General features: G+C 54.2%; 24 protein-coding genes and 2 pseudogenes. 9 read left to right on the top strand and 17 right to left on the bottom strand.

Annotated features, from left to right (window positions below):
* Nucleotides 1–229: 229 nt before the first annotated feature.
* The 12 genes from RAE19_RS18290 to RAE19_RS18345 form a co-directional block, all read right to left on the bottom strand.
* Nucleotides 230–1,747 carry a calcium-binding protein gene (locus RAE19_RS18290; protein ID WP_313876322.1) on the bottom strand — a complete coding sequence of 506 codons (1,518 nt, stop codon included), beginning with the start codon at nt 1,745–1,747 and terminating at the stop codon, nt 230–232.
* 564 nt (nt 1,748–2,311) lie between these two features.
* Nucleotides 2,312–2,734, bottom strand: coding sequence for a hypothetical protein (locus tag RAE19_RS18295; RefSeq protein ID WP_313876323.1), 423 nt, complete (start codon nt 2,732–2,734; stop codon nt 2,312–2,314).
* Between the two features lie 363 nt (nt 2,735–3,097).
* A complete protein-coding gene (locus tag RAE19_RS18300; RefSeq protein WP_313876324.1) occupies nt 3,098–3,667 on the bottom strand; it encodes a hypothetical protein in 570 nt (189 codons plus the stop codon).
* A gap of 27 nt (nt 3,668–3,694) precedes the next feature.
* Nucleotides 3,695–4,782 (bottom strand): IS3 family transposase gene (locus tag RAE19_RS18305; protein WP_313873000.1). Its coding sequence is split into 2 segments (ribosomal slippage): nt 3,695–4,521 and nt 4,521–4,782, totalling 1,089 coding nucleotides; the frame shifts between segments, so codons are not numbered across the junction.
* Entirely contained in the window at nt 4,757–6,028 is a 1,272-nt protein-coding gene (locus RAE19_RS18310) for a hypothetical protein (RefSeq protein ID WP_313876325.1), read from the bottom strand. The genes RAE19_RS18305 and RAE19_RS18310 overlap by 26 nt, the downstream gene beginning before the upstream one ends.
* Nucleotides 6,012–6,686: a hypothetical protein gene (locus tag RAE19_RS18315; RefSeq protein ID WP_313876326.1), complete on the bottom strand. Its 675-nt coding sequence runs from the start codon at nt 6,684–6,686 to the stop codon at nt 6,012–6,014. Before RAE19_RS18315 ends, RAE19_RS18310 begins: the two co-directional genes overlap by 17 nt.
* Nucleotides 6,687–6,756: 70 nt before the next feature.
* The gene (locus RAE19_RS18320) at nt 6,757–6,960 is read right to left on the bottom strand and encodes a hypothetical protein (protein ID WP_313876327.1); all 204 of its coding nucleotides are present in this window, start codon (nt 6,958–6,960) and stop codon (nt 6,757–6,759) included.
* An 86-nt stretch (nt 6,961–7,046) separates the two neighbouring features.
* Entirely contained in the window at nt 7,047–8,390 is a 1,344-nt protein-coding gene (locus tag RAE19_RS18325) for a hypothetical protein (protein ID WP_313876328.1), read from the bottom strand.
* Nucleotides 8,391–9,055: 665 nt separating this feature from the next.
* Entirely contained in the window at nt 9,056–9,604 is a 549-nt protein-coding gene (locus RAE19_RS18330) for a hypothetical protein (RefSeq protein WP_313876329.1), read from the bottom strand.
* A 291-nt stretch (nt 9,605–9,895) separates the two neighbouring features.
* On the bottom strand, nt 9,896–10,513 hold the full coding sequence (locus RAE19_RS18335) for a hypothetical protein (RefSeq protein WP_313876330.1): 618 nt from the start codon (nt 10,511–10,513) through the stop codon (nt 9,896–9,898).
* A complete protein-coding gene (locus RAE19_RS18340; RefSeq protein WP_313876331.1) occupies nt 10,510–11,991 on the bottom strand; it encodes an HlyD family type I secretion periplasmic adaptor subunit in 1,482 nt (493 codons plus the stop codon). The genes RAE19_RS18335 and RAE19_RS18340 overlap by 4 nt, the downstream gene beginning before the upstream one ends.
* Before the next feature lie 35 nt (nt 11,992–12,026).
* Complete coding sequence (locus tag RAE19_RS18345) at nt 12,027–14,231, bottom strand: type I secretion system permease/ATPase (RefSeq protein ID WP_313876332.1); 2,205 nt, start codon at nt 14,229–14,231, stop codon at nt 12,027–12,029.
* Between RAE19_RS18345 and RAE19_RS18350 the strand changes: the two genes are divergently transcribed.
* Nucleotides 14,230–14,460 (top strand): hypothetical protein, encoded by a 231-nt coding sequence (locus RAE19_RS18350; protein WP_313876333.1) that lies wholly within the window; start codon nt 14,230–14,232, stop codon nt 14,458–14,460. The two genes, RAE19_RS18345 and RAE19_RS18350, sit on opposite strands and share 2 nt — an antisense overlap.
* Nucleotides 14,461–14,834: 374 nt before the next feature.
* Here RAE19_RS18350 and RAE19_RS18355 read toward each other — a convergent pair whose 3' ends face one another.
* Complete coding sequence (locus tag RAE19_RS18355) at nt 14,835–15,113, bottom strand: hypothetical protein (protein ID WP_313876334.1); 279 nt, start codon at nt 15,111–15,113, stop codon at nt 14,835–14,837.
* A gap of 187 nt (nt 15,114–15,300) precedes the next feature.
* A complete protein-coding gene (tnpC, locus tag RAE19_RS18360; protein ID WP_313876335.1) occupies nt 15,301–16,119 on the bottom strand; it encodes an IS66 family transposase in 819 nt (272 codons plus the stop codon).
* A 91-nt stretch (nt 16,120–16,210) separates the two neighbouring features.
* Between tnpC (RAE19_RS18360) and RAE19_RS18365 the strand changes: the two genes are divergently transcribed.
* The 3 genes from RAE19_RS18365 (at nt 16,211) to tnpC (RAE19_RS18375) (ending at nt 18,567) form a co-directional block, all read left to right on the top strand.
* The gene (locus RAE19_RS18365) at nt 16,211–16,549 is read left to right on the top strand and encodes a hypothetical protein (protein ID WP_313873005.1); all 339 of its coding nucleotides are present in this window, start codon (nt 16,211–16,213) and stop codon (nt 16,547–16,549) included.
* Nucleotides 16,549–16,896: an IS66 family insertion sequence element accessory protein TnpB gene (gene tnpB, locus RAE19_RS18370; protein ID WP_313873004.1), complete on the top strand. Its 348-nt coding sequence runs from the start codon at nt 16,549–16,551 to the stop codon at nt 16,894–16,896. Before RAE19_RS18365 ends, tnpB (RAE19_RS18370) begins: the two co-directional genes overlap by 1 nt.
* A 69-nt stretch (nt 16,897–16,965) precedes the next feature.
* Nucleotides 16,966–18,567: an IS66 family transposase gene (gene tnpC, locus RAE19_RS18375; protein WP_313872998.1), complete on the top strand. Its 1,602-nt coding sequence runs from the start codon at nt 16,966–16,968 to the stop codon at nt 18,565–18,567.
* A gap of 190 nt (nt 18,568–18,757) precedes the next feature.
* Here tnpC (RAE19_RS18375) and RAE19_RS19485 read toward each other — a convergent pair.
* Both RAE19_RS19485 and RAE19_RS18380 read right to left on the bottom strand, forming a co-directional pair.
* A pseudogene (locus RAE19_RS19485) lies at nt 18,758–19,000 on the bottom strand (IS30 family transposase); the annotation flags it as partial.
* Nucleotides 19,001–19,058: 58 nt separating this feature from the next.
* Nucleotides 19,059–19,307, bottom strand: a pseudogene (locus tag RAE19_RS18380) (transposase); the annotation flags it as partial.
* Between the two features lie 92 nt (nt 19,308–19,399).
* Here RAE19_RS18380 and RAE19_RS18385 point away from each other — a divergent pair.
* Nucleotides 19,400–19,630 (top strand): hypothetical protein, encoded by a 231-nt coding sequence (locus tag RAE19_RS18385; RefSeq protein ID WP_313876336.1) that lies wholly within the window; start codon nt 19,400–19,402, stop codon nt 19,628–19,630.
* A gap of 214 nt (nt 19,631–19,844) precedes the next feature.
* On the opposite strand, the gene RAE19_RS18390 is transcribed toward RAE19_RS18385, so the two are convergent.
* Nucleotides 19,845–20,375 (bottom strand): IS3 family transposase, encoded by a 531-nt coding sequence (locus tag RAE19_RS18390; protein WP_430962583.1) that lies wholly within the window; start codon nt 20,373–20,375, stop codon nt 19,845–19,847.
* A 123-nt stretch (nt 20,376–20,498) separates the two neighbouring features.
* Between RAE19_RS18390 and RAE19_RS18395 the strand changes: the two genes are divergently transcribed.
* The 4 genes from RAE19_RS18395 to tnpB (RAE19_RS18410) all read left to right on the top strand — a co-directional run bounded on the left by RAE19_RS18395 (nt 20,499) and on the right by tnpB (RAE19_RS18410) (nt 23,744).
* Nucleotides 20,499–21,362, top strand: a complete 864-nt coding sequence (locus RAE19_RS18395; protein ID WP_313876337.1) for a DUF4158 domain-containing protein — start codon at nt 20,499–20,501, stop codon at nt 21,360–21,362.
* 158 nt (nt 21,363–21,520) lie between these two features.
* On the top strand, nt 21,521–23,098 hold the full coding sequence (gene istA, locus RAE19_RS18400; protein WP_346432767.1) for an IS21 family transposase: 1,578 nt from the start codon (nt 21,521–21,523) through the stop codon (nt 23,096–23,098).
* Nucleotides 23,059–23,397, top strand: a complete 339-nt coding sequence (locus RAE19_RS18405) for a hypothetical protein (protein ID WP_313873005.1) — start codon at nt 23,059–23,061, stop codon at nt 23,395–23,397. The genes istA and RAE19_RS18405 overlap by 40 nt, the downstream gene beginning before the upstream one ends.
* On the top strand, nt 23,397–23,744 hold the full coding sequence (gene tnpB / locus RAE19_RS18410) for an IS66 family insertion sequence element accessory protein TnpB (RefSeq protein ID WP_313873004.1): 348 nt from the start codon (nt 23,397–23,399) through the stop codon (nt 23,742–23,744). The genes RAE19_RS18405 and tnpB (RAE19_RS18410) overlap by 1 nt, the downstream gene beginning before the upstream one ends.
* Nucleotides 23,745–23,767 lie beyond the last annotated feature (23 nt).

The raw sequence follows: 23,767 nt of genomic DNA on the forward strand, positions 1-23,767 counted from the left end.
CTCAATGTTGGTGCAAATACCCCTATCAAGCACACCAAAAATCCACACCACACTCGCGGCCGCCACAACCTTGGACGCTTCTCAAGAGACGGGAGACACGCTGGGTCAGGATCTATTTCCCCATACCACCACCAATTACTGCTGAATAGTTTTCGCCACCAATGCGATTGGTCATTGCGTTTGGACATTGCGGTCGGTGCGTGTATTTGCGGAGGCTGGCCGTCACTGCTCATGCCACAGCCCGCCAGTGCTCGTCATTCACGGCATTCAGTCTTGTTTGCAGGTCAAATCGGCCTCTAGCGCACATATGAATTGCGCAAGCAGCTACTGTTTTGATAGCAAAACTCAGATTCAACTGGCTGTTATCCAGCACCACGAGGCTGTCATAGCCATCGCCACCATTGATGCGGGTGGACTTGGCGGTGCCTGTGAGCGCAGATAAAGCTGCAAGGTCCGCGCCGTCTACAAACAGTTGGTCGTTGCCCGCACCGCCTTGCAGTTGGTCTGCACCTTCACCACCGAGCAAGATGTCGTCCCCCGATCCTCCCAGCAGGCTGTCGTTACCAGCGCCGCCATCCAACAGGACTTCCGTGGTTTTGCTGCTGGCGTTCAATACGTTGGCACCGGCATTGCCACTGGCGCCCACCCACAGTTTGGCGTCGGTTTCAGTGCCCAGATGGAAGTTGGCGTTGCCTTCGGTGGCGCCGATGTTGCGGTAGTGCAGGGCGCTGCCGCTCTCAAACTCGACCACCGTGTTGCCTGCTGCATCGGTACGGGTGCGGTAGCCCAGGTCGTTGTAGGCAAGAGATACGTCTGCACCTTGGATCATCTTGCCGTCTGCACGCTGGATGTCGAAGAGGCCGTGGATGACGCTGCCGTCATCCAGACTGAGCTTGGTGCCGTCTTTGACCTTGAGGTTGAAACTCTTGATGCCGGCTTGGGCCAGGGTTTGCATTTCTCCGGTGTCGACCACTCCGTTGGAGTTGGCGTCCTTCCAGACCTTGAAGTCTGCATAACGCGCGTCCCGGGCATCCAGCACGCCGTCGTGGTTGCTGTCAAAGGTGGCGGCCAGCCCTTCGAGGTCGGTGTCGCCTTCTGCGGCAGTCCATTTGGCAAAGGCGATTTCTTTGCTTTGGGTGATTTGGTTGTCGTTGCCTTCGTCGATGACCAGAATGCCGTCTTGGGGGCCTGCCCAGGCGGTGGTTTCTGCGTAGCCGTCGTCGTCGAAGTCGAACTGTGCGGGGCTGTTGTTGCGGGAATAGAGCTCTATGCCGTTGCCATCGAGGTCGATGAAGATGGGATCACCAGTTGACCCACTTCGGCTCAATCGCGCGGATTCTGCAGAGCTCTGATCTGACCCACTGCTCCACCCACTCCAGCCTGAGTTACTGCTGCTACTGCTACTTTGTGAGTTTGTGTACTCTGTTTCGCTGGCGCGGAAAGCATCACGCGCTGCTTGTGCAGCTGCTGCGGCTGCCTGAGAGGCGGCCGCAGCATCGGCTGCAGCCTTTGCTGCTGTTGCACTGCTTTCTGCGCGAGCCAGGCGACTTACCTCGGACAAGCTTTGGTTGCTGGTGTCGACCTTTTGCTCCATCTGTTGCTGCAGACTCAGATTGGTGTAGTTCGCAGCGCTGATGATGCTTTGAGAGAGGAGGCGGTTGCCGCGCTCTTGTTTTTCTGCTTCGGCCTGCGCAGCTGCATGGGCCTTAGCTGCAATAGTTTCTACGTTTCGCGGGTCATCCTTCATGGTTGGCCTTAGATTGACTGAGGCCTCGTCCTGCGCAGGTTTTCTTCTCAATTCAAGGTTGAATTCATCTCGACTGAAAAATTCAAAATATGCGTTGTCGACAGCTTTTTTATTCCAACTTGGAAGAGGGTATCCCTCAAACCATGAACTTTTGTCTAGCCCCGCTTGCCGCATTACGTTCCATGTGAAGTCAACACATGAACGTGCGAACGCATCATATTGCCCCCAATATTTCGATACATCTCCGCGTTGCTCTGCCGCTTCCCTCGCGAAGTTTAAAGCTCTTTGAAAATCGGTATCAGATACTGGGAAGTTTCGGGCGACATCAGGCACTCCGTTGGTCCCCGGGTTACCAGATCTCGCCTCATGTTCATCATTATCTTGATCAACACGAACGCCACCGGGACCACTAGTTACTCCGTAAATCATTTTCTCGGGATAATGGCCGTAGGTAGTAACATTACCTTCATTATCTTTAAACACGGTGTACATATGGCCGGGAATACTATTATTCCCAGAATAGACTATCCTCACGCCGACTTCTGCCATCATTTTCTCCTTAGATTACTTCTTAAACGAATAGGTAGTACATTTTTCACCGCGTGCTAATTGTTCGTGCTTTGGACAAACCGCATATAAAAAAGCACATTGTTCTTTAAGGCAAGCAATGCCATTTAACCTATCTAATTGCATTTTTTCGCTTTTCCCCAGAAGGGGACTCTTTCTAGCGGGCAGAAATACGTCATTCCAGTTATCTGTGACTAATTCTTGCGCAGGAGTAATTTTTTTTCGATCTATTTGGAGAGTTTCTCCACTGTTGATTAATACCCAGTCTCCAACTCCTTTCCAATCAAAATCTCCGTCACTGAAGTACAGGACCAGTTGCACATCTTCAACTGCAGCCCCCACTTGAGGAGATTCTTCGGAGTTGAAATTGCAAGCACTTAATCCAAATATCACTGCGCATATAACTAGTGTATTAACCATTTGCCGCCCCAAAAAATAAAATGATCGGTAAAGATGACTTAGATAACTCTTACAAAAGTTTCGACTCAAGCAATTACCTTTCCCCCGCACTCTCATCAATCGTTTTCTGAATCGGACTCCACAAGTAATCCAATACCGTCCGACGTCCAGTCTTAATCTCTGCAGTAATGTTTAATCCTGGTGTCACTGGCATGGTTTCCTCCTCAACATCGAGGCTCTGCTCATTCAGTTTCCTATGCGCTGGAAAGTAAGCCAGTGGTGCCTGTCCGTTACTCGCCGGGTTATTCGCTGAATTGGAGTTTTGCGGAGGTTGGATTAATGCGTAGGCAGTAGCCTAGGTCAATTCACTGCAAGACCGTTTTGTCATGCCACAGCCCGCCAGTGCTCGTCATTCACGGCATTCAGTCTTGTTTGCAGGTCAAATCGGCCTCTAGCGCCCATATCAATTGCACAAGCAGCTACTGTTTTGATAGCAAAACTCAGATTCAACTGGCTGTCGTTACCGGCGCCGCCATCCAACAAGACTTCCGTGGTTTTACTGCTGGCGTTCAATACGTTGGCACCGGCATTGCCACTGGCGCCCACCCACAGTTTGGCGTCGGTGTCAGTGCCCAGATGGAAGTTGGCGTTGCCTTCGGTGGCGCCGATGTTGCGGTAGTGCAGGGCGCTGCCGCTCTCAAACTCGACCACCGTGTTGCCTGCTGCATCGGTACGGGTGCGGTAGCCCAGGTCGTTGTAGGCAAGAGATACGTCTGCACCTTGGATCATCTTGCCGTCTGCACGCTGGATGTCGAAGAGGCCGTGGATGACGCTGCCGTCATCCAGACTGAGCTTGGTGCCGTCTTTGACCTTGAGGTTGAAACTCTTGATGCCGGCTTGGGCCAGGGTTTGCATTTCTCCGGTGTCGACCACTCCGTTGGGTAATCCCCCCAATTTCCACCGGACCTAAAAGTAGAACGGTTATGCAGCCATGGCCAAGTGCTGCATTGGGGTGAAACCGCCCAGGGCCATATTCGGGCGGTCGTGATTGTAGGACCACATCCACTGCGTGGCGAAGTCCTGAACTTCTTCAATACTGGACCAGTAATACTGGGATAGCCATTCGTATCGAACAGTCCTGTTAAACCGTTCGACATAGGCATTCTGCTGTGGCTTGCCCGGCTGGATATATTCAAACCGGATGCCCCATTCCTCGGCCCAGTTCTGGATGGTGCCACTGATGTTCTCGGGCCCGTTGTCACATCGAATCACTTGCGGCTTGCCACGCCAGGAAATGATCTGCTTCAATGCTCGGATCACCCGCTCCGACGGCAGCGAGAAGTCCACCTCAATGCCCAGCGCCTCACGGTTGAAGTCGTCGATGACATTGAACAAGCGCAGGTTACGGCCGTCCTCCAGCTTGTCGTGCATGAAGTCCATCGACCAGACCTGATTGATGGCCTCTGGCACAGCCAAAGGCTCGGGCTTCTCACGCACCAAGCGCTTCCTAGGCTTGATACGTAGGTTCAACTCCAGCTCACGATAGATGCGGTACACGCGTTTATGGTTCCACCCGAAACTCTTCACATTGCGCAGATACAGGTAGCACAGGCCAAAGCCCCAGTTGCGGTGGTTGTCCGTCAGCCGCATCAACCAATCAGCGATGAGTTCATTCTCAGCGTTTTGCTTGGACTCGTAGCGGTAGCAGGATTCGCTGATTGAGAACACGGAACAGGCGACCCGTATGGCAAGCCCACGCTGCTGCACGACTTCTTTGGCCATCTCGCGCCGGCGAGACGGCAGGCTTACTTTTTTGCGAGGTACTCGTTGGCGATCTCGGCCTTGAGTTTCTCTTCCAGATACATCTTCTTAAGCCGCCGGTTCTCGTCTTCGAGTTCCTTCATGCGGGCCATCATGGATGTGTCCATGCCACCAAACTTGGCACGCCACTTGTAGAACGTGGCGGTGCTGATCCCCAACTCACGACAGATATCAGGAACCGGCAAACCGGCTTCAACACGCTTCAATGCAGCCATGATCTGGCTATCCGTAAATCTCGACTTCTTCACGTAGAACTTCCTTCTTAGAAAATTCTACTTCTCGGTCCTTTGGTTTATCGGGGGGATTACCGTTGGAGTTGGCGTCCTTCCAGACCTTGAAGTCTGCATAGCGCGCATCCCGGGCATCCAGCACGCCGTCGTGGTTGCTGTCAAAGGTGGCGGCCAGCCCTTCGAGGTCGGTGTCGCCTTCTGCGGCTGTCCACTTGGCAAAGGCGATTTCTTTGCTTTGGGTGATTTGGTTGTCGTTGCCTTCGTCGATGACCAGAATGCCGTCTTGGGGGCCTGCCCAGGCGGTGGTTTCTGCGTAGCCGTCGTCGTCTGCGTCAAAACAGGCTGAACTATGGCCGTTGAGATAGAGGTCAATGCCGTTGCCATCCAAGTCAATGATGATCGGTGCAAGGCTTCCACCGTGCTCACCCATGCCAAAACCACTACCCTCGGTCGTATTGCCTGCCCAACCGTTGTAGCCACCGAATTCGTTAGATTCGGATCTCCAGCTGCTGCTGGAGTTGGTGTATGCGATTTCACTGGCCCTGAAGGCTTCAACTAGGGCCCTCGCTTGGGCTTCAGCTGCCGCTTTTGCTTCAGCGGCTCTTCTATCAGACTCAATTTTTGCCTGGGAGCGTTTGCTAGATTCGCTTACATCAATGGCGGAGCTAAGAGAGGATTTTTCCTCCTGATCCAAGACCTGTCCCATTGCAGTTTGTTGATTTGCCAACTTACGAGCTGCAACATCATCAGCGAATGTTCTATAAGGACGGTCAATTACCGCCGCAGGCTGTGAAGCGTCCAATCTGCGAGGATCGTTGTAGCTCTTCCCCAGATAGCCGACTTGCGGAGGGTTTTTAACTGCGTCATATAACTGCACCCCGCCAGCACCCATTCCAACTACGCCAAGTACAGCAGCTGTTGTTGGCCAATTGAGTACTGCAGCGCCAAAACCCAGAACGCCAGCCGTACCGCCAGTGATATTGGCATAGTCACCGAGACTGAAAGATTTGTTGGTATCAATCGTAGTTAGGCTTGCCACACCAAGCACTGCACCTACACCGGGCACCCCTTTTCCCCACATGCCACTAGTTGATTGCAAAGGTTTAGTGGTTAAATCTGCAATGGAGTGGCTAGTTTGTGCTAGTCCCAGTCCTAGATTCACATAATTTGGCTTTCCTTGTTGGTCAAATGAAGTCGCTGCAGTATTACCGATATTGACATACAAAGTGCCAAACGAAATAACATAATCAGTTTTTGAAGACATAATTCTTTCTCTCTTTAAGGTAATAAGTGAACAAGAATAGCGGGAGGAATATCCAGCAGAGGCCAACGATGTAGAGATGCATGCCCAAACGACCCGCTAGCCATTTTTTCTTTATCTCACTTTTAGGTACAAAGAATGCACCGTTTTCACAACTAAAGTCCCAAATTCGAAATCGATCGACTGGCAGGTATCGGAGATATACACCAGACACAACTATATTTTTACAAGTCAACACCAACTTATGGACCGGCTCCTTAAACAATTCAGTTGTGACGCCACGAAGTAAATTAATTTGAACCGGAAACTCTGCCTTTAGAATATGCCCATCGTTTAACTTGATATTCATATGCGGACTTCTTAGACTAGTCTCAACCACCTCTCCACGAAGAGTCAGAAAATCTCGTTCGTCGGGAATTTCATAATTCAACAGCGAACTGGTCGTTGGAAAGAAAAGAAGCACTGCCCAAGCTATGATCCCTGGCCATAAATAGTTTCTCCAGAGCCTCGGTCGAGCCTCAGGTGCGGGTGGTTTTGTTGGGTCTGGATTCACTTGCCCATACCACCACCAGTTACTGCTGAATACTTTCCTTAAAAATGAGGTGCGCTCGCTTCCTTCATTAACGGATAAATCAGCCTTGCTGTTTAATTTCTGAGGCACTTAAAAACCTCCAAACAAAGTTATTGGCATTACATGTTCTCGTTCATAAGTAGATCTATAGTACAGTCCATCATCTTTCACCCGCACTCTCATCAATCGTTTTCTTAATCGGACTCAACAAGTAATCCAATACCGTCCGACGTCCTGTCTTAATCTCTGCATTAATGTTTAACCCCGGTGTGACCGGCATGGTTTTTCCCTCCACATGAATGGTTTGCTTATTCAGTTTCACGTGCGCCGGGAAATAAACCAACGCTGCATGTCCGTTACTCATCGGGCTGTTCTCAGAATTGGTGTTTTGCGGGGGGTGGGTTAATGCGTAGATAGTGTGAGGAGGCAATTCACAGCAAAACTGTCTTGTCATGCCACAGCCCGCCAGTGATCGTCATTCACCGCATACCGCCTTGTTTTAGGGTCAAATCGGCCTCTAGCGCTGATGTCATCTGCGTGAGCGGCTACTGTTTTTGTAGCAAAACTCAGGTTCAACTGGCTGTTGTCCAGCACCACAAGGATGTCGTCACCCGAGCCACCCAGCAGGGTGTCGTTACCTGCACCACCATCCAACAAGACTTCCGTGGTTTTACTGCTGGCGTTCAATACGTTGGCACCGGCATTGCCACTGGCGCCCACCCACAGTTTGGCGTCGGTGTCAGTGCCCAGATGGAAGTTGGCGTTGCCTTCGGTGGCGCCGATGTTGCGGTAGTGCAGGGCGCTGCCGCTCTCAAACTCGACCACCGTGTTGCCTGCTGCATCGGTACGGGTGCGGTAGCCCAGGTCGTTGTAGGCAAGAGATACGTCTGCACCTTGGATCATCTTGCCGTCTGCACGCTGGATGTCGAAGAGGCCGTGGATGACGCTGCCGTCATCCAGACTGAGCTTGGTGCCGTCTTTGACCTTGAGGTTGAAACTCTTGATGCCGGCTTGGGCCAGGGTTTGCATTTCTCCGGTGTCGACCACTCCGTTGGAGTTGGCGTCCTTCCAGACCTTGAAGTCTGCATAACGCGCGTCCCGGGCATCCAGCACGCCGTCGTGGTTGCTGTCAAAGGTGGCGGCCAGCCCTTCGAGGTCGGTGTCGCCTTCTGCGGCAGTCCATTTGGCAAAGGCGATTTCTTTGCTTTGGGTGATTTGGTTGTCGTTGCCTTCGTCGATGACCAGAATGCCGTCTTGGGGGCCTGCCCAGGCGGTGGTTTCTGCGTAGCCGTCGTCGTCGAAGTCGAACTGTGCGGGGCTGTTGTTGCGGGAATAGAGCTCTATGCCGTTGCCATCGAGGTCGATGAAGATGGGATCACCAGTTGACCCACTTCGGCTCAATCGCGCGGATTCTGCAGAGCTCTGATCTGACCCACTGCTCCACCCACTCCAGCCTGAGTTACTGCTGCTACTGCTACTTTGTGAGTTTGTGTACTCTGTTTCGCTGGCGCGGAAAGCATCACGCGCTGCTTGTGCAGCTGCTGCGGCTGCCTGAGAGGCGGCCGCAGCATCGGCTGCAGCCTTTGCTGCTGTTGCACTGCTTTCTGCGCGAGCCAGGCGACTTACCTCGGACAAGCTTTGGTTGCTGGTGTCGACCTTTTGCTCCATCTGTTGCTGCAGACTCAGATTGGTGTAGTTCGCAGCGCTGATGATGCTTTGAGAGAGGAGGCGGTTGCCGCGTTCTTGTTTTTCTGCTTTGGCCTGCGCAGCTGCTTCAGCTGCATTTGCCCCCATTCTCAACAGCCGTTGCTCTTCATTCGTCGTGTAGTTTGGATAGTCTGCCGAGAAACTTAGTGCAGGTGCATTTTTATCGCCTTTATTCCAACTATCTGGAAGAAGCTTGCCAGCAATATATTCTGAGGCCTTACCGCCTGCGTAACCAAGCACAAGCCCGCCAGCAGTAGTACCAACAAATGGCACTACAGAACCCGCCGTTCCGCCTATGCCACCAAAAACTACTCCTCCAATGCATGCGGTACCATTAACCGCAGCGTCTTTATACATACCAGTATTTATGTTAGCAACAGCCTCGCCAGCATCAGCTGCACACCCCAAAACATAGCCAACTCGCGCAAGCACTGCGCCAGCTTTTCCGCCATCCCAAGTTCCCACCCAACCCCCAGCTGCTGCCGAATATCTCGGTGGAGTTACTGCACCAGCCATCTTTGAAAATCCATCGTACGCAACGCTCACGGTAGTGTTGTAGGTGTCTTTTGCTATGTTGTAAGCACCTTTTTCTGCATTGGTGTATCCGTCACCAACCCAAGTCACGAAGTCTGAAATAGGCTTCGCAACATTCGAACCTACTGATTGATTATTTGAGTGATTTTTAACTGCATAATTCATTTCTAGATCCAATCATCTTATAAGTTTTTCAAATAACTATCGCCTGAGCAATACTAAGACTTGCTATCTATTGAGTATTTGAGTCGCTCAAAAAAATGATGGACATATACACCAAGCAACGTTGTAGTCCAAACAATCATCAATCCAAAGAAAAACACTCCAACTTCAGATCCAACCAATCCTTCATCACGCCAAGAAATTTGATTTGAATTAATAGGCCAGAAAATAAGAACTCCAAGACCAAAAGAAAAGGCAATAAAACCTTTGAGGAATTCCGTGAATGAACTCGAGAGTCTAATTTTCTTGGTTTTCTGCACTTCCGAGTTAAACGTTGCAAGAAACACAGCAGAAAAACCCAATAAAGGCGCCAACATCCAAATTGCAGAAAAATAGAATTGAATATTGAAACTGCCATCTGGAAGACTAGCCAAATGAGCAAGCATTGGAACTACATCTTTCATAATATCTACATATTCCGATGTCCATTTAACGCCTTCGGGATTGAGCCGAGGCACAAAAAACATAATCAAACAAAAACATGAGTAAATAATTGCCTGCCATAACCAATAGGTGACGGGCATTGGAAAGGAGTCTTTTTTCATTTTAAAAATCAATTCTTGAACAACATAGTTTTTCAACACTTTTCTAAAGAGACTAATTACGCACACGTCGTAATTTCATTGATCATCCCTGGAAGCTGTTTCAGCAATTAGTTTCTGACCGATTGACTTCGTGTCATGCCACAGCCCGCCAGTGCGCGTCATTCACCGCGCCCAGTCGTTTGAGACCCAAGTAATAAACTCTTTAACGCTGGCAGAAGTCGTCGCATTGGAATTTCCTTGATCAGCCATGCTTATCTCGCTTAACTTAATTGAAAAATGGATATCTGTAAATTAATTGTTTGTCGATTTGGCTAGGAATTCGTTTACGTGGCCAAAACGAAGGCGGGTGTAGATACTTCTGCCGACAAGCCCCCACGCCCAGAAATAGCCACACATGATGAATACCGTGTGTGCGATACCAACTACTCCACTGGAAACGCTTCGATCTCGCCAGCCATTGATATCCGGTATTGGCCAAAAAAAGACTATCCAAATGCCTAATGGGTAGACCAGCAACACACCAAAGCCCAGCGTCAAGTCGGAAAAGGTGCGTGCCATCTCCTGTTTCTCTTTGCACTCCTGTCTGCGCATGTACCAACCGGACAAAATAAAGAATGGTGCTAAAAGCCATACTCCCGCATAGAAAGTACGTATCCAATCATTTACGCCGGGTATTGCGCGAATACTGTCAAGCATCGGAATCCACTGCGCCATCGCTGCCACTGCTGCCTTGACGGCGGGTTGACTGGCCCATTCCGGACTTAATAAGTTGGTTGCCAATACCAAGTAACCCAGCCAGACGCTGAAGTTAATGACTCTGAACTGATTCAATTTCCAGCTGGTCATTCGAATACTCCAAGATGGCTTTTCTTGAGCAGCGACAGTTTTCATATCTAGGTTGTCTTTCATCTTTCCCCCGCACTCTCATCAATCGTTTTCTGAATCGGACTCAGCAAGTAATCCAATACCGTGCGCCGACCTGTCTTAATCTCTGCAGTAATGTTTAACCCAGGGGTGACCGGCATGGTTTTCCCCTCGACATCGATGGTCTGTTTATTCAATTTCACGTGCGCCGGAAAGTAAGCCAGCGGTGCTTGCCCGTTACTCGCTGGGTTATTCGCTGAATTGGAGTTTTGTGGGTCACGGGTTAATGCGTCTGCGCTTACCCAGGTCACTTCACCCTCAATCGTTCCGTATCGGGTGAAGTTGAAGGTTTCCAGCTTGATGCGCACCTTTTGGCCGGCATGGATGAACCCGATGTCTTTGTTGGCCACCATGACTTCTGCGCTGATGTCGTGGGCTGCCGGCACGATCACCATCAGGGCTTGTGCTGGCGTGACAACTCCACCCGCGGTAAAGACGGCCAGTTGCTGGACGGTTCCTTTGACCGGTGAACGCAGTTGGAGCAGTTCAAGGCGCTGTTGCGACTTCACCTGCTCCTGGGCCAATCGTTCAATCTCTTGCTGAGCAGTGAATTGGCGTTGCGCCAGGCTCTTCTGGATCTCTGCCAGGTAGGCGTTTTGTTCTTTGAGCGCCTCTTGGTGCGCTGACATGGCGGTAGTCAGTTCTGCACGCACTCTCAATAGTTCGTTGTCTATGTCCTGGCGATCCCGGGTTTTGTCTTGCAGGCCGTGCTGGCTCACAAATCCTTGTTGGGCCAGTGCTGCATAGTCCACTTCCCGCTGGTTCAGGGTGACTAGCAATGACTGCAAGCGGTTGATCGCAGCTTTGCTGACCTGGATTTGGCTATCCCGGGTCTGGACGGTGGCAGCAAGTCTTTCCCGCTTGCTGCGTATGTCCTGCCATTCGGTTTGCAACTGCTGGCGCAAGGTCTGCCATGGCTCGCAGCTTTCGATCTTGGTGGCTGCGCACCACAGGGAGCTTTGCTGCTCGGCTATTGCAGGCTGAACGCCTGAGTTCAATGCCAGTTGCAAGCTGTGACTGCGGAGCTTCTCGGAGTTCGCCGCCAGCCACTGTTGCTTGTTCTGTGAATGCTCAGCCCCAACTTGCGTGCTATCCAGCTCAATCAAGAGCTGGCCCTCTTGTACTTCTTGACCATCCTGGACATGGATGGCCCGGACAGTAGCCGCCTCCAGGGGTTGTATGACCTTGCTGCGTTCGCTGACGATGACACGCCCGGGCGCCAAAGCCACTACATCGATCTTGCCGAAAGCTGCCCAGATCAGGGCTGCCACCACACAGGTACAGATGATGACCATGATGCGCCGGGGTGCTGGGTGGGGCGGGGTTTCCTGCAAGCTGAGAGCTGCTGGCATAAAGGCACGTTCACTCGCCAGTCGTTCCGGTCCCGCTATTTCATGACGGGCCGCCCATGCCAGTTGAAGCACTTGCTGGTAGCGCTTCATCAAGGCTTTAAGAACAGACAACCGGTCTATCACTCCTTGCATCCAACCAGGAGTTCTCATGCATGGACTTCCTGACCAGATTGCATACCCCACAAACGGGCATACAGCGACGGTTTGGCCAGCAGCTCGTCGTGGGTTCCGCCTTCTACTACGCGTCCTTTGTCCAGCACCACGATGGCGTTGGCATGGCGTACCGCACTGAGGCGGTGGGCAATGATGAGGACGGTGCGTCCCTTGCAGATGGCGGACATATTGCGTTGCAGGATCTGCTCGCTCTCATAGTCCAGCGCACTAGTGGCCTCATCAAATATTAGGATGCGGGGGTTGGAAAACAATGCACGTGCAATAGCCAAGCGTTGCTTTTGCCCACCGGAGAGGCTACTGCCTTGCTCCCCGACCAGGGTGTCATAGCCTTGGGGTAGCTCACTGATGAACCCATGGGCGCCCGCCAACTTGGCTGCATAGACAATCTGGTCCATGGAGGCTGCAGGTTGGCTGATGGCGATGTTTTCTCTGACAGACCGATTGAACAGCCAGTTGTCCTGCAGGACCACACCGATCTGACGGCGGATCTGGGCGGCATCGACCTGCGCGATATCCACGTTGTCGATCAGCACCCGACCTTGCTCTGGCACATACAGGCGTTGCACCAGCTTGGTCAGGGTGGATTTACCTGACCCTGAGCGACCCACAATGCCGATGACCTGGCCGGGGGCAATGTCCAATTGCACATTCCGTAGTACCAAGCTGGAATCCGCGTGATATCGAAAGTTCACGTGGTCAAAGGTGATGCGTCCAATCAACTTGGGTAACTGAGCCGCCACACTGGGCGGCACCTCTGCTGGGGCATTGAGGATGTCGCCCAGTCGCTGCATCGAAATCCCCACTTGCTGAAAATCCGCCCACAACTGGGCCATGCGCATGATGGGCTGGGCTACCCGGCCGGCAAACATGTTGAAGGCGATGAACATCCCCATGGTGAGCTCACCGGCCATGACCAGTTGTGCCCCGAAGAACAGGGTCGAGGCAGTCACCAGCTTGCCGATCAGGCCGATGCCCTCTTGACCCGCACTTGCCAAAGTCTGGGTACGGAAAGAGGCGGACACGTAGGCCGCCAATTGGTCATCCCAGCGCTTGGCGATCATGGGCTCCAAGGCAGAGGCCTTGACGGTTTGAACACCGGTGATGGTTTCCACCAGAAGGGCTTGGTTCTCTGCGCCGCGGGCGAACTTCTCATCCAGACGGCGGCGCAGTGGGGGAACGATCATGACCGTTAAAGCCACATAGCAGGGGATGCTCAGCAGGACGATGGTGGTGAGCTGCACGCTGTACCAGAGCATGACGGCGATGAAGACGACTGAGAAAACCACGTCCAACACCACCGTCAAGGCCTGTCCGGTCAGAAAGCTGCGGATGCTTTCCAGCTCGCGGATACGGGCTACCGAATCTCCTACTCGTCGCGCCTGAAACCAGGCCAAAGGCAAGCGCAGCAAGTGGCGAAACAACCGGGAACCCAACTCCACATCAATTCGGCTGGTAGTGTGAGCAAACACATACGAACGCATGAAGTTCAAAGCGCTCTCGAACAGGGAGATCACCACCAAGCCGATGACCAGAACATGCAAGGTAGAAAGGCCTTGGTGCACCAGCACCTTGTCCATCACCACTTGAAAGAACAAGGGTGTGACCAGAGCAAACAGCTGCAACACGACCGATGCGCCCAGCACCTCACCCAGGAGGCGGCGATAGCGGACCAGACTGGGAATGAACCAACTGAAATCGAATCGGGCGATGTCGCCTACCAATGACGCACGGCTGGCGACGAGTAGCATCTGGCCGCTGGGTTTCTCTGAGGATTGCGCTACCTCTCCTAGCCACGCTTGCGCAAACTCAGCATGCGTCATGCGCACTGGCAGGTCATCTGCAGGGACTGCGCCTGCCACAGTTCCAGCACCCATCGCTTTATGGGCGGAATGTTGGACCAGGACTTGGTTTTCATTCGCCGCTGCAACCATAGCCCAAGAGCCATCCGCCAGTTGGGCCAACGCAGGAAGTGGTGTGTAACGCAAGCGATGAAGAGCAACAGACTCCACCCGCGCCTTGAGATTGAGCTTTTGTGCTGCCAGACGCAGCAAATCAAAGTCTACTTGGGTGTCTTCTGTCAGTGCCAATTGGTGAGAGAGGGAGGCAGCGTCCACAGCAACACCGTGCAGGCGCGCGACCATGCACAGAAGTTCCATCGGCTGGCGCGCCGAACCCATGACTACTGACTCTGCCATTGAACCCAAAGCTGCTCCCGACAATTCAACGGCTGATCAGCAGGGAATGAGTGTGTGGCGCGAGCCTCGGGTTCGTCAAAAACAAATTGGCTTTGTAGAAACAATGCCAAAGGCGACCCGACCCGACGAAATGATTGGTGCGACTGAGCGCGCACTGAAATTTGGAATGAACATGCTCTCCCCGTTTACGGACTGCGACTTGACCGCCTAGCACTCTCTGGTCCGAGAGTTTTACTAGTTTTTTTGAATGCAAACTTTCAGAATCTTGCGAATTCCGGTCAGAAGAAATTTGTTCCAAACAACGATCCCAATCGCTCCCATAGCTCCCACAGGCATCGTTCAAAGCGTTGGGCGCATGAACTGCGTCAGATTAAGTAGGGCTCAATGATGGGCACGAAGATGACTGCTGGTCCATATTGGCAAACGACACCCAAACAGGAGCCGGCAGCTAAGCACCCTTGCCGGGCGGTCCGTGAGTGCGTTGCAGAGTAACTGACCGGGAATCCCCATCTTGCGCGGATTAGCGCAGTTCGCTACGCCGATCGGCTACACATTCATGACGCGCTGAAGCAGGGCAAAGGAGACTCACCACTCATGGTCGTCCTCGCAGACGATGGATGCAGTCTTCTGATTGATCCGTGAGATCTTGCCGAACTTCCTGATCAAGTCACGCCCGTCGAAACTCACCGTGTCGCCCAGAGCAAAGTCTTCTCTTCGTGGCAGGACTTCTTTGGGCTGCTGCGCTACCTTTACTGAAGGGTCCAGCCCAACGGCTGCGTAGCGAATCCATTTGTACTTTCCGTCATGGGATGCATGAACCATCAGTTGGTCAGGCTTGAACTCAATGACCTTGGCGGCATGCATGCGGCTGTCGTGCACGTCGAGATATTGAACTGTCTGGCCGACGTGAAGCTGCTGGCGGGTTGCGAGAGCAGATGTTCCACTGCGGTTTGAAGCTGCAGCAGCTCCAAGTCGGTGGCCTGGGTGGCCAGAGTAGACATCAAGTTGTGCCAGTCCATTGAAGTGCTCCGCGCAGCCCCGAGGCGGGCTGTCAAGTTTGAGTGATGGATTGCCGTTTCCAGTTGAACGGCAGCAATTTGGCTAGTTTAGTCACAGGGTGGTTGTGCAGGCGCTTGAGAGCATCGCAAAGCCAGGCATAGGGCTCCACCCCATTGAGGCGACAGGTGCCGATGAGCGAGTACATGGTGGCGGTGACATGGCCACCGCGCTCAGCACCCGGGAACAACCATGAGCGTCTTCCAACAGCAACTGGACGTATGGCCGACTCGATCAGGTTGTTGTCTGGCATCAGGATGCCGTCTTCGGTGTACCGCGCCAAGGTTTCCCATTGCCGCAAGGCATAGCCAAAGGCCTGTCCCAATTTGCTGCGTGCCGGAATGCCAGGGGCGTGACCAACAAGCCACCCATGGAATTGTTCGAGTACGGGGCGCGACTGGGTTTGCCGGGTCAGCAGCTTCTTGTCGGGTGGATGGTCCTTGATGTGCGATTCGATCTCGTAGAGCTTGGCAATCCAGGCCAGCGCCTGTGCAGCCAACCCCTGCGGGTTGGGGTCTTTGCGGGCCACCTCAAAGAAATGGCGTCTGGTATGAGCCATACAACCAACGGCCACGATGTCACCGGATTTGAGCAAGGCGTCATAGCCAGAATAGGCATCAATCTGCAGGTAACCGCGGTAGTCCTTCAGGAACCGCTGCGGATGGATACCCTGACGTGTCCTAGTGAATTCAAAGACGACTGAGGGTGGGTGCTCCACACATTGGCCCTTGTGATTCAGGCGCTGACCGGCGCCCAAATAGGCCCACAGCCTGCTGGTGTGCGTGGTGTCCTTGCTGGCATCGCGCAGTTGCACCGTGGGTAACCGGTCACTGTCCGGCGTTCTTGCGAACTGATTGCAGGTACCAAAGAATGCGCCCTGATCAACAAACAGGACGGGGTCGGATATGGAAGAGACGCAGAGCGTGCTCAGGCGTGCAGTGTTGAGTGAACAGACTTGGGCTGAGGTACTGGATCGTTTTGACCGCGCTGGATTGACGATAGATGAATTTTGCAGCCGCGAAGGCATCAGTCGCAGCAGCCTTGCTCGCCGACGCACGCTTAGGAATAAACAGAGGGGAATCGCGTCCCCGCTGCGAACGAACAAGGTAGCCCCCACCACCGTGCCGAAGGCGGCGTTCGTTGATCTGGGCGACCTTGCTGGAGTGCACGGCAGCGGCAATGGAGCCATGGAGTTACGCATCGAACTCGGCTCGGGCATGAGTTTGCATCTGGTACGCCGGTAATGTTCTTTCCCGAGGGCCGCATTCGCGTGTTCCTGTATGGCCAAGCTGCCGATATGCGCCAGTCCTACGACGGCTTGTACGCTCTGGCACGCCAGGGGTTTGAAGTGGATGTGCTGGCCGGACACATGTTTGTTTTCATCAACCGGCGGCAAACACAGATGAAGGTGCTGTACTTTGACCGCAGCGGCTGGTGCCTGTGGTGCAAGCGTTTGGAGAGCGGCAAGTTCTCCCGTAAAGGCGTTCAAGGCGGCAGTGGCGAGATCGACTGCACGGCGCTCAAACTGATGCTCGAAGGCATCGAAGTGCGCCGACGCCACAAACGCTACCAACACCCTGCGCGGAGGTGACGATGTGCCCATTTTCAATCCGGAGAAGCACTCTTTTGCTTTGTCCCTAAAGGCCGCAAGATAAGGCCCATGTCGATGCCCAATACCAGCACTCCCACATTTACCGTCGAAACGGTCATGGGGCTGTCGCCGCAGAGCATCGCGCAGACACTGCAAGCACAGGCCGCCAGCATCAGCGCGCTGGAGCAGCAGCTCGAATGGTTCAAACGCCAACTCTTTGGCAAGAAGAGCGAGCGCTTTGCACCCTTGCCCGATGCGCAGCAAATGCACCTGGGGCAACTCCTGGGCGACCTCCCTGCCACTGATGCGCCCGAAGCCGACTCCGACTCCAACACCATCCCTGCACACCAGCGACGCAAACCCCGCAGCAACTTTGCCGACGAGGGCACGCCCGCATCGTTCTTTGACGAAACCAAGGTGCCCGTGCACACCATCGAGCTGGCCAACCCCGAGACCAAAGACCTCTCGCCCGATCAGTACGAGGTTGTCAGCCAGAAGGTCAGCCACCGCTTGGCACAGCGCCCCGGTGCCTATGTGGTGCTGAAGTATGTGCGCTCTGTCATCAAGCGCCACGACACGCAAACCCTGCACTGTGCGGGCGCGCCAACAGGCATCATTGAGGGCAGCCGCGCTGACGTGAGCTTGCTCGCAGGCGTTGTTGTTGACAAGTTTGCCTGGCACATTCCGCTGTACCGGCAGCACCAGCGCCTGAGCCAAGCGGGCTTCAAACTCAGCCGGGCGTGGCTGACGCAACTGGCGCAAAAGACCATTTCCCTGCTGGAGCCGATTTACGACACGCAGCTCGAGTCGATCCGCAACAGCCGGGTCAAGGCAATGGACGAGACCCCCATCAAGGCCGGGCGCAGTGGGCCCGGCAAGATGAAGGCGGCCTACTTCTGGCCTGTGTACGGCGAACTCGATGAGGTGTGCTTTGCCTATTTCGAGTCGCGCCGCCACGAGCACGTACAGCAGGCATTGGGGCTGCCAGGGGCCACAGATGCCGTGTTGCTCACTGACGGCTATGAGGCCTATGCACGTTACGCTGCCAAGACCGGCATTACGCATGCCCAATGCTGGGCGCACTGCAGGCGTGGCTTCTTTGAAGCTCTAGGGGCCGAGCCACAGGCCGCTGGCCAGGCGCTGCAGCAAATTGGCGAGATTTACGCCCAGGAAGAAGCCATTCGTGAACGTGACCTCTACGGGGATGCCAAACGAGAGCACCGTCTAAGCCACAGCAAACCGCTGGTGCAGAACTTCTTTGAATGGGTGGATTTGCAGTTCGAGCGGCAAGGCTTCCTGCCCAGCAATCCGTTGACCAAGGCATTGGCCTATGCACGCGAGCGCCGCGCGCAACTGCAGGTGTTTCTGGGCGATGCGGATGTGGCCATGGATACGAACCATCTGGAACGCGCCTTGCGCGCGATACCAATGGGCAGGCGCAATTGGTTATTCTGCTGGACGGAGGTGGGCGCCAAGCGCGCGGGCATCATGCAGAGCCTGATCGTGACATGCCGTTTACATGACATTGACCCCTACACCTACCTGGTTGATGTCTTGCAACGCGTAGGCCACCACCCCGCCTCCAGAGTTTCAGAACTGACGCCTCGTCAATGGAAGCAGCACTTCGCCGAGAATCCATTGCGTTCACCATTACACGGTTTGGTAACGTAGGCAATAACGCCGGACAGTGACCGGTTACGCGCAATGGTAGATGGGTAGCTAGTTTGCATGCCTTGGGTCTGCACGCCTGCTTGGTCGCTCGAGCGTCCGCAGTCGCCGCTCGATAAACGGAGTCACCACCATTGCGTTTAACTTCGCGACCTACTGTAGATGGCGCAACACCAATAAGTAGAGCGATGCTCCGCAAAGACCTTCCCAAGGCCAATCCGCGCGATATTTCCTCACGCTGAGCAAGTGAAAGATGTCGCTCCGCGCGCTGGCGGCTTGGTGGGGAAATCCCTCCTCGATGTGAGAGGTATGTATGTACTGAACCGGGAGCCTTGCTCAGAGCGATTCCAATATCCGTAATGCTGCTTCCCGCCTTCCACATCTGCCACAAACGATGGCGTTGCTCCCAAGTTAAGCCTCTTTGCACTGAACTCATTGCAGACCCTTATCAACATAATTTGAATCATGTTGCATTGACCAGTTGAATCCAAGGCGGCTTTTTTTAAGATGTCGCGCTCCTCGCTCACCCGCTTGAGCTCGGCCTTGAGTCTGCGCAGTTCCTCCGTTTGGGACAACTGCTCCTTGTGCTGACCAGGAGGCAATTGCTGCTCTTTGATCCACTTGTACAGACTGTGCTGACTAACACCCAATCGGGCGGACACCTCGGCTACTGAATGGCCGCGCAGCGTGATCTGCTTGACCGCTTCGATCTTGAATTCTTCGGGAAATCTCTTCTGACTCATATCACCTCCTATTAGGCCTCACGTTTGAGGCTCAGAGGTGTCTACATAATCCGGGTCGATTCAATGGGTAGTTCTGCTTTTATCATTCGTTCATGGCATCAAAAATTACTAACTTTGAAGAGAAACGAGCATTCACAAAGGTAACGACCTCAAGTGGAGTAGTGGGCATTGTTGCCTCTGAAGTTCCAATGGCCGCACTGGCAGGGCTTTATGAAAAGCTCCTTGCAAGTCAAAGTAAGCTGATGGCATCAAACAGTACTGCTAATTCTGATGTGCCTGAAACCACTGAAGAATTCTTTTCAAAAGAGTCACCATCCCGCTGACGAATCGCCATTTAGATTGGTCTAGTCTTGAAGCGCATTCAATACAGTACTTCAAAGCGGCACGACCGCCTGCGCAAGCCACAACTCTCGTTTGGCCCGAATAGACGGCGGTCCGAAGTCCACGAGTAGGCCCTTCACAATCCGCGTCTGGCATAGCGGCATGCTCCATATTCTGATTCAGACGATCTGAAGCCTCCTCGAATTCCTGAACCACTCAGAAGTAGAGGTTGGGGAATTTTGTCACACGGTATTCAACTGGAGGAACTGACCCCAAGGCTTCATGGGGCCGGTGGTGGTTGTAGCGATGCAGCCAGTCCGCCGTCATGTCCCTGACCTCTTGCAAGGAATCAAAGACATAGCAGTCCAGTACTTCGGTGCGATACGTCCGGTTGAATCGTTCCACATAGGCATTCTGGGTTGGCTTTCCAGGCTGGATGTGATTGAGGACGATGCCTCTGGTCTTGGCCCAATCGGCCAGCGCATGGGCAATGAACTCCGGGCCGTTGTCCATGCGGATAGACAGCGGCGCACCACGCACCTCCACCAACTCGTTCAAAGCCCGTATGACCCGCCCAGCGGGCAAGCTGGTGTCAATCTCGATTCGCAACGCTTCCCGGTTGAACTCATCGATGACATTGAAGGTGCGGAACCTGCGGCCCGACCACAAAGCATCGGACATGAAGTCACAGCTCCAACCCTGATTGGGGTAATCTCGGTTTAGGTGCAAATCGTATCGGTAAGGCATAAGGGTTAACCCTTGCTTTCATTGGTGGCGACGGACTATGGTGCGTTTACGATTGCCCCACTGCCTTGAACTGATGTCATAGTCGGCGTTGCACGCAGGGAGCTATGACGTCGGAGACAGAATTTGCCAAGTTACCGCCTTCGGTTTGTCGGTCAAACAAGCCTGCCCAAATCCATTTCACAAAACGAGATTGACGAAGACTTCAGCCTCAGCGACGCTGATGTTGAGGAAATCCGGTCGAACTTCCGTGGCATTGGCCGCCTCGGTGCTGCCATTCTGTTGGTAAGTCTGCGTGCCACTGGCCGATCTCTTGATTCGTTCACCGGCCTTCCTCGGCTGCTTCTTCAGTCGCTGTCCAAGAGGATTGGAGTCAACGCTGCAATGATACAGATTGCGTCGCTCAAAACGCTTTATTCCCGGCCAACTACGCGGTTTGAACACCAGCGTTGGGCGCGCAACTACGCTGGCTATAAGGCACTGGGTCAAGAAGATCAGCATAAAGTCACCGACGTCTTGGCCCACCTTTCCAAGTCAGCAGTATCGATACACGATTTGGTGAAGTCGGCCGAGGTGTGGCTGTTCGAAAACCAATATGTGTTGCCGGGTGACCGCACCTTGCGGGACCAAGCTCGGCAAGCGTTTGCCGCCCAAGACGACGTCGCCATTGCAACGGTGCGCCAAAGTGTGCCACGTCGCAATTTAGACATCGTTATGTCCAGGATGTTTTCGAAGCGCAGGGGCCCAACTGGCGCGTCAGTGTTGGAATGGCTGCGAACCGCCCCCGCCAAGCACGGCCCAAGGACGCTGAATGAAACTATCCAAAAGGTGGCCTACCTCAAAACGCTGCAAGTCCATGAATGGGATCTGTCTGCCATTCCCCCTGCCCGCAGAGAGGCATACAGCCAGGCGGTAGTCAATCGTCCACCCTATTGGGTATTTCGGACGAACGTGAACAGCCATTTCGGGCAACGTGAACGGGCGTTTTGATAGCTTGCAGCTAAGGATTTCGGCATCGTGAACGTTGATTTCGGAGTCGTGAACAGCGAATGTGGCGCAAGCGTATGCCTGCATAGAAGTGGGGACTGAAGTTGCGCAAATGAGACCACCCTGGCGGGTAGGCTGCCTGATTTTTGACAGGAGGCCGGATGCCCGCCCGAAAGATCGCGATGCGCAAAGTTAAAGAAACATTGAGATTGAGCCTGGAGTGCAGGCTACCCTACGATCAGATATCCCAAGCCCTGGGACTGTCCAAAGGCGTCATCTCCAAATACATCCGTCAGGCTCTTGCAGCAGGACTGGATTGGAGTGCCATAGAAACCTTGGATGAGGGAGAGTTACACCGCAAATTGCGGGGCCAGCAAAGTGAGCCCGTTGTCTTTGTTGCGCCTGACTACGCACGGGTGCACTTGGAGCTGCGCGGCAAAGGCGTTACGTTGATGCTGCTGTGGCAAGAATACTGCGCCAAGTGGGCCGAAGACACCCAGGTCAGGCCTTACCAGTACACCCAATTCTGCGAGCACTACCGCCGGTTTGCCAAGACACTGAAGCGCTCAATGCGCCAAGTGCATCGCGCCGGAGAAAAACTGTTCATTGACTACGCTGGCCCGACCATTGTGCTGGCCGAGGGTGGTAAAGCCAATATCTTCGTGGCCGCCTTGGGCGCCTCAGGTTACGCCTTCGCGTGGGCGACACCTGCACAGACCACGGCAGATTGGCTGGAGGGGTGTGTCAAGGCGCTGACCTTCTATGGTGGAGTGCCGCAGCTAATCGTGCCGGACAACCCGCGCGCAGTGATTGCGCAGGTCAGCCGTTACGAGCCCCGAGCTACTGACACCGTGCTGGACTTTGCATGCCATTACGGCTGCAGCGTACTACCTGCGCGTGCCTACCACCCGCAGGACAAGGCCAAAGTCGAGTCCACGGTCCAGATTGTTGAGCGCTGGATATTGGCGCGACTGCGGCATCAATCGTTTCGTAGCGTCACTGAGGTCAACGCAGCCATTGCCCCTTTGCTGGAGTATCTGAACAACAAACCGTTTCAGAAGCTGCCCGGATGCCGGGCAAGCGCGTTTACCGCCCTGGATGCGCCAGCATTGATGGCCCTGCCGCCTGAACCGTTTGAGCTTGCGGTATTCAAGACGGTCAAAGTACACATTGACTATCACGTCGAGTTTGAAGGCCACCGCTATAGCGTTCCACATGCACTGGTGGGCCAGACGCTGGAGCTGCGGGTGACCCGCACCACACTGGAGATTCTGAACCGGGGCCAGCGGGTGTGCAGCCACCTCAGAAGCGCTCGCCGGGGCGGCTTCACCACGACGGGTGAACACATGCCAGAGGCACACCGGGCGCATGCACAGTGGAGTCCGGAGCGGCTTCTGGCCTGGGGCGAGCAAATCGGCGTGGCCACGGCCGGGGTAGTGAGCAAGATGCTGGAGCGCCAGCGCCACCCTGAACATGCCTACCGGGCCTGCTTGGGTTTGCTCTCCCTGGGGCGCCGATACGGCCATGCCAGGCTGGAAGCGGCGAGCTTGATGGCGCTGCAGTTGGGCACCTGCAAATACAGCCATATCCGCGACATCCTGGTCAACCGCGGGGTAACCGGTCACTGTCCGGCGTTCTTGCGAACTGATTGCAGGTACCAAAGAATGCGCCCTGATCAACAAACAGGACGGGGTCGGATATGGAAGAGACGCAGAGCGTGCTCAGGCGTGCAGTGTTGAGTGAACAGACTTGGGCTGAGGTACTGGATCGTTTTGACCGCGCTGGATTGACGATAGATGAATTTTGCAGCCGCGAAGGCATCAGTCGCAGCAGCCTTGCTCGCCGACGCACGCTTAGGAATAAACAGAGGGGAATCGCGTCCCCGCTGCGAACGAACAAGGTAGCCCCCACCACCGTGCCGAAGGCGGCGTTCGTTGATCTGGGCGACCTTGCTGGAGTGCACGGCAGCGGCAATGGAGCCATGGAGTTACGCATCGAACTCGGCTCGGGCATGAGTTTGCATCTGGTACGCCGGTAATGTTCTTTCCCGAGGGCCGCATTCGCGTGTTCCTGTATGGCCAAGCTGCCGATATGCGCCAGTCCTACGACGGCTTGTACGCTCTGGCACGCCAGGGGTTTGAAGTGGATGTGCTGGCCGGACACATGTTTGTTTTCATCAACCGGCGGCAAACACAGATGAAGGTGCTGTACTTTGACCGCAGCGGCTGGTGCCTGTGGTGCAAGCGTTTGGAGAGCGGCAAGTTCTCCCGTAAAGGCGTTCAAGGCGGCAGTGGCGAGATCGACTGCACGGCGCTCAAACTGATGCTCGAAGGCATCGAAGTGCGCCGACGCCACAAACGCTACCAACACCCTGCGCGGAGGTGACGATGTGCCCATTTTCAATCCGG

This window comes from Rhodoferax potami, from assembly GCF_032193805.1.
Classification (GTDB): domain Bacteria; phylum Pseudomonadota; class Gammaproteobacteria; order Burkholderiales; family Burkholderiaceae_C; genus Allorhodoferax; species Allorhodoferax potami_A.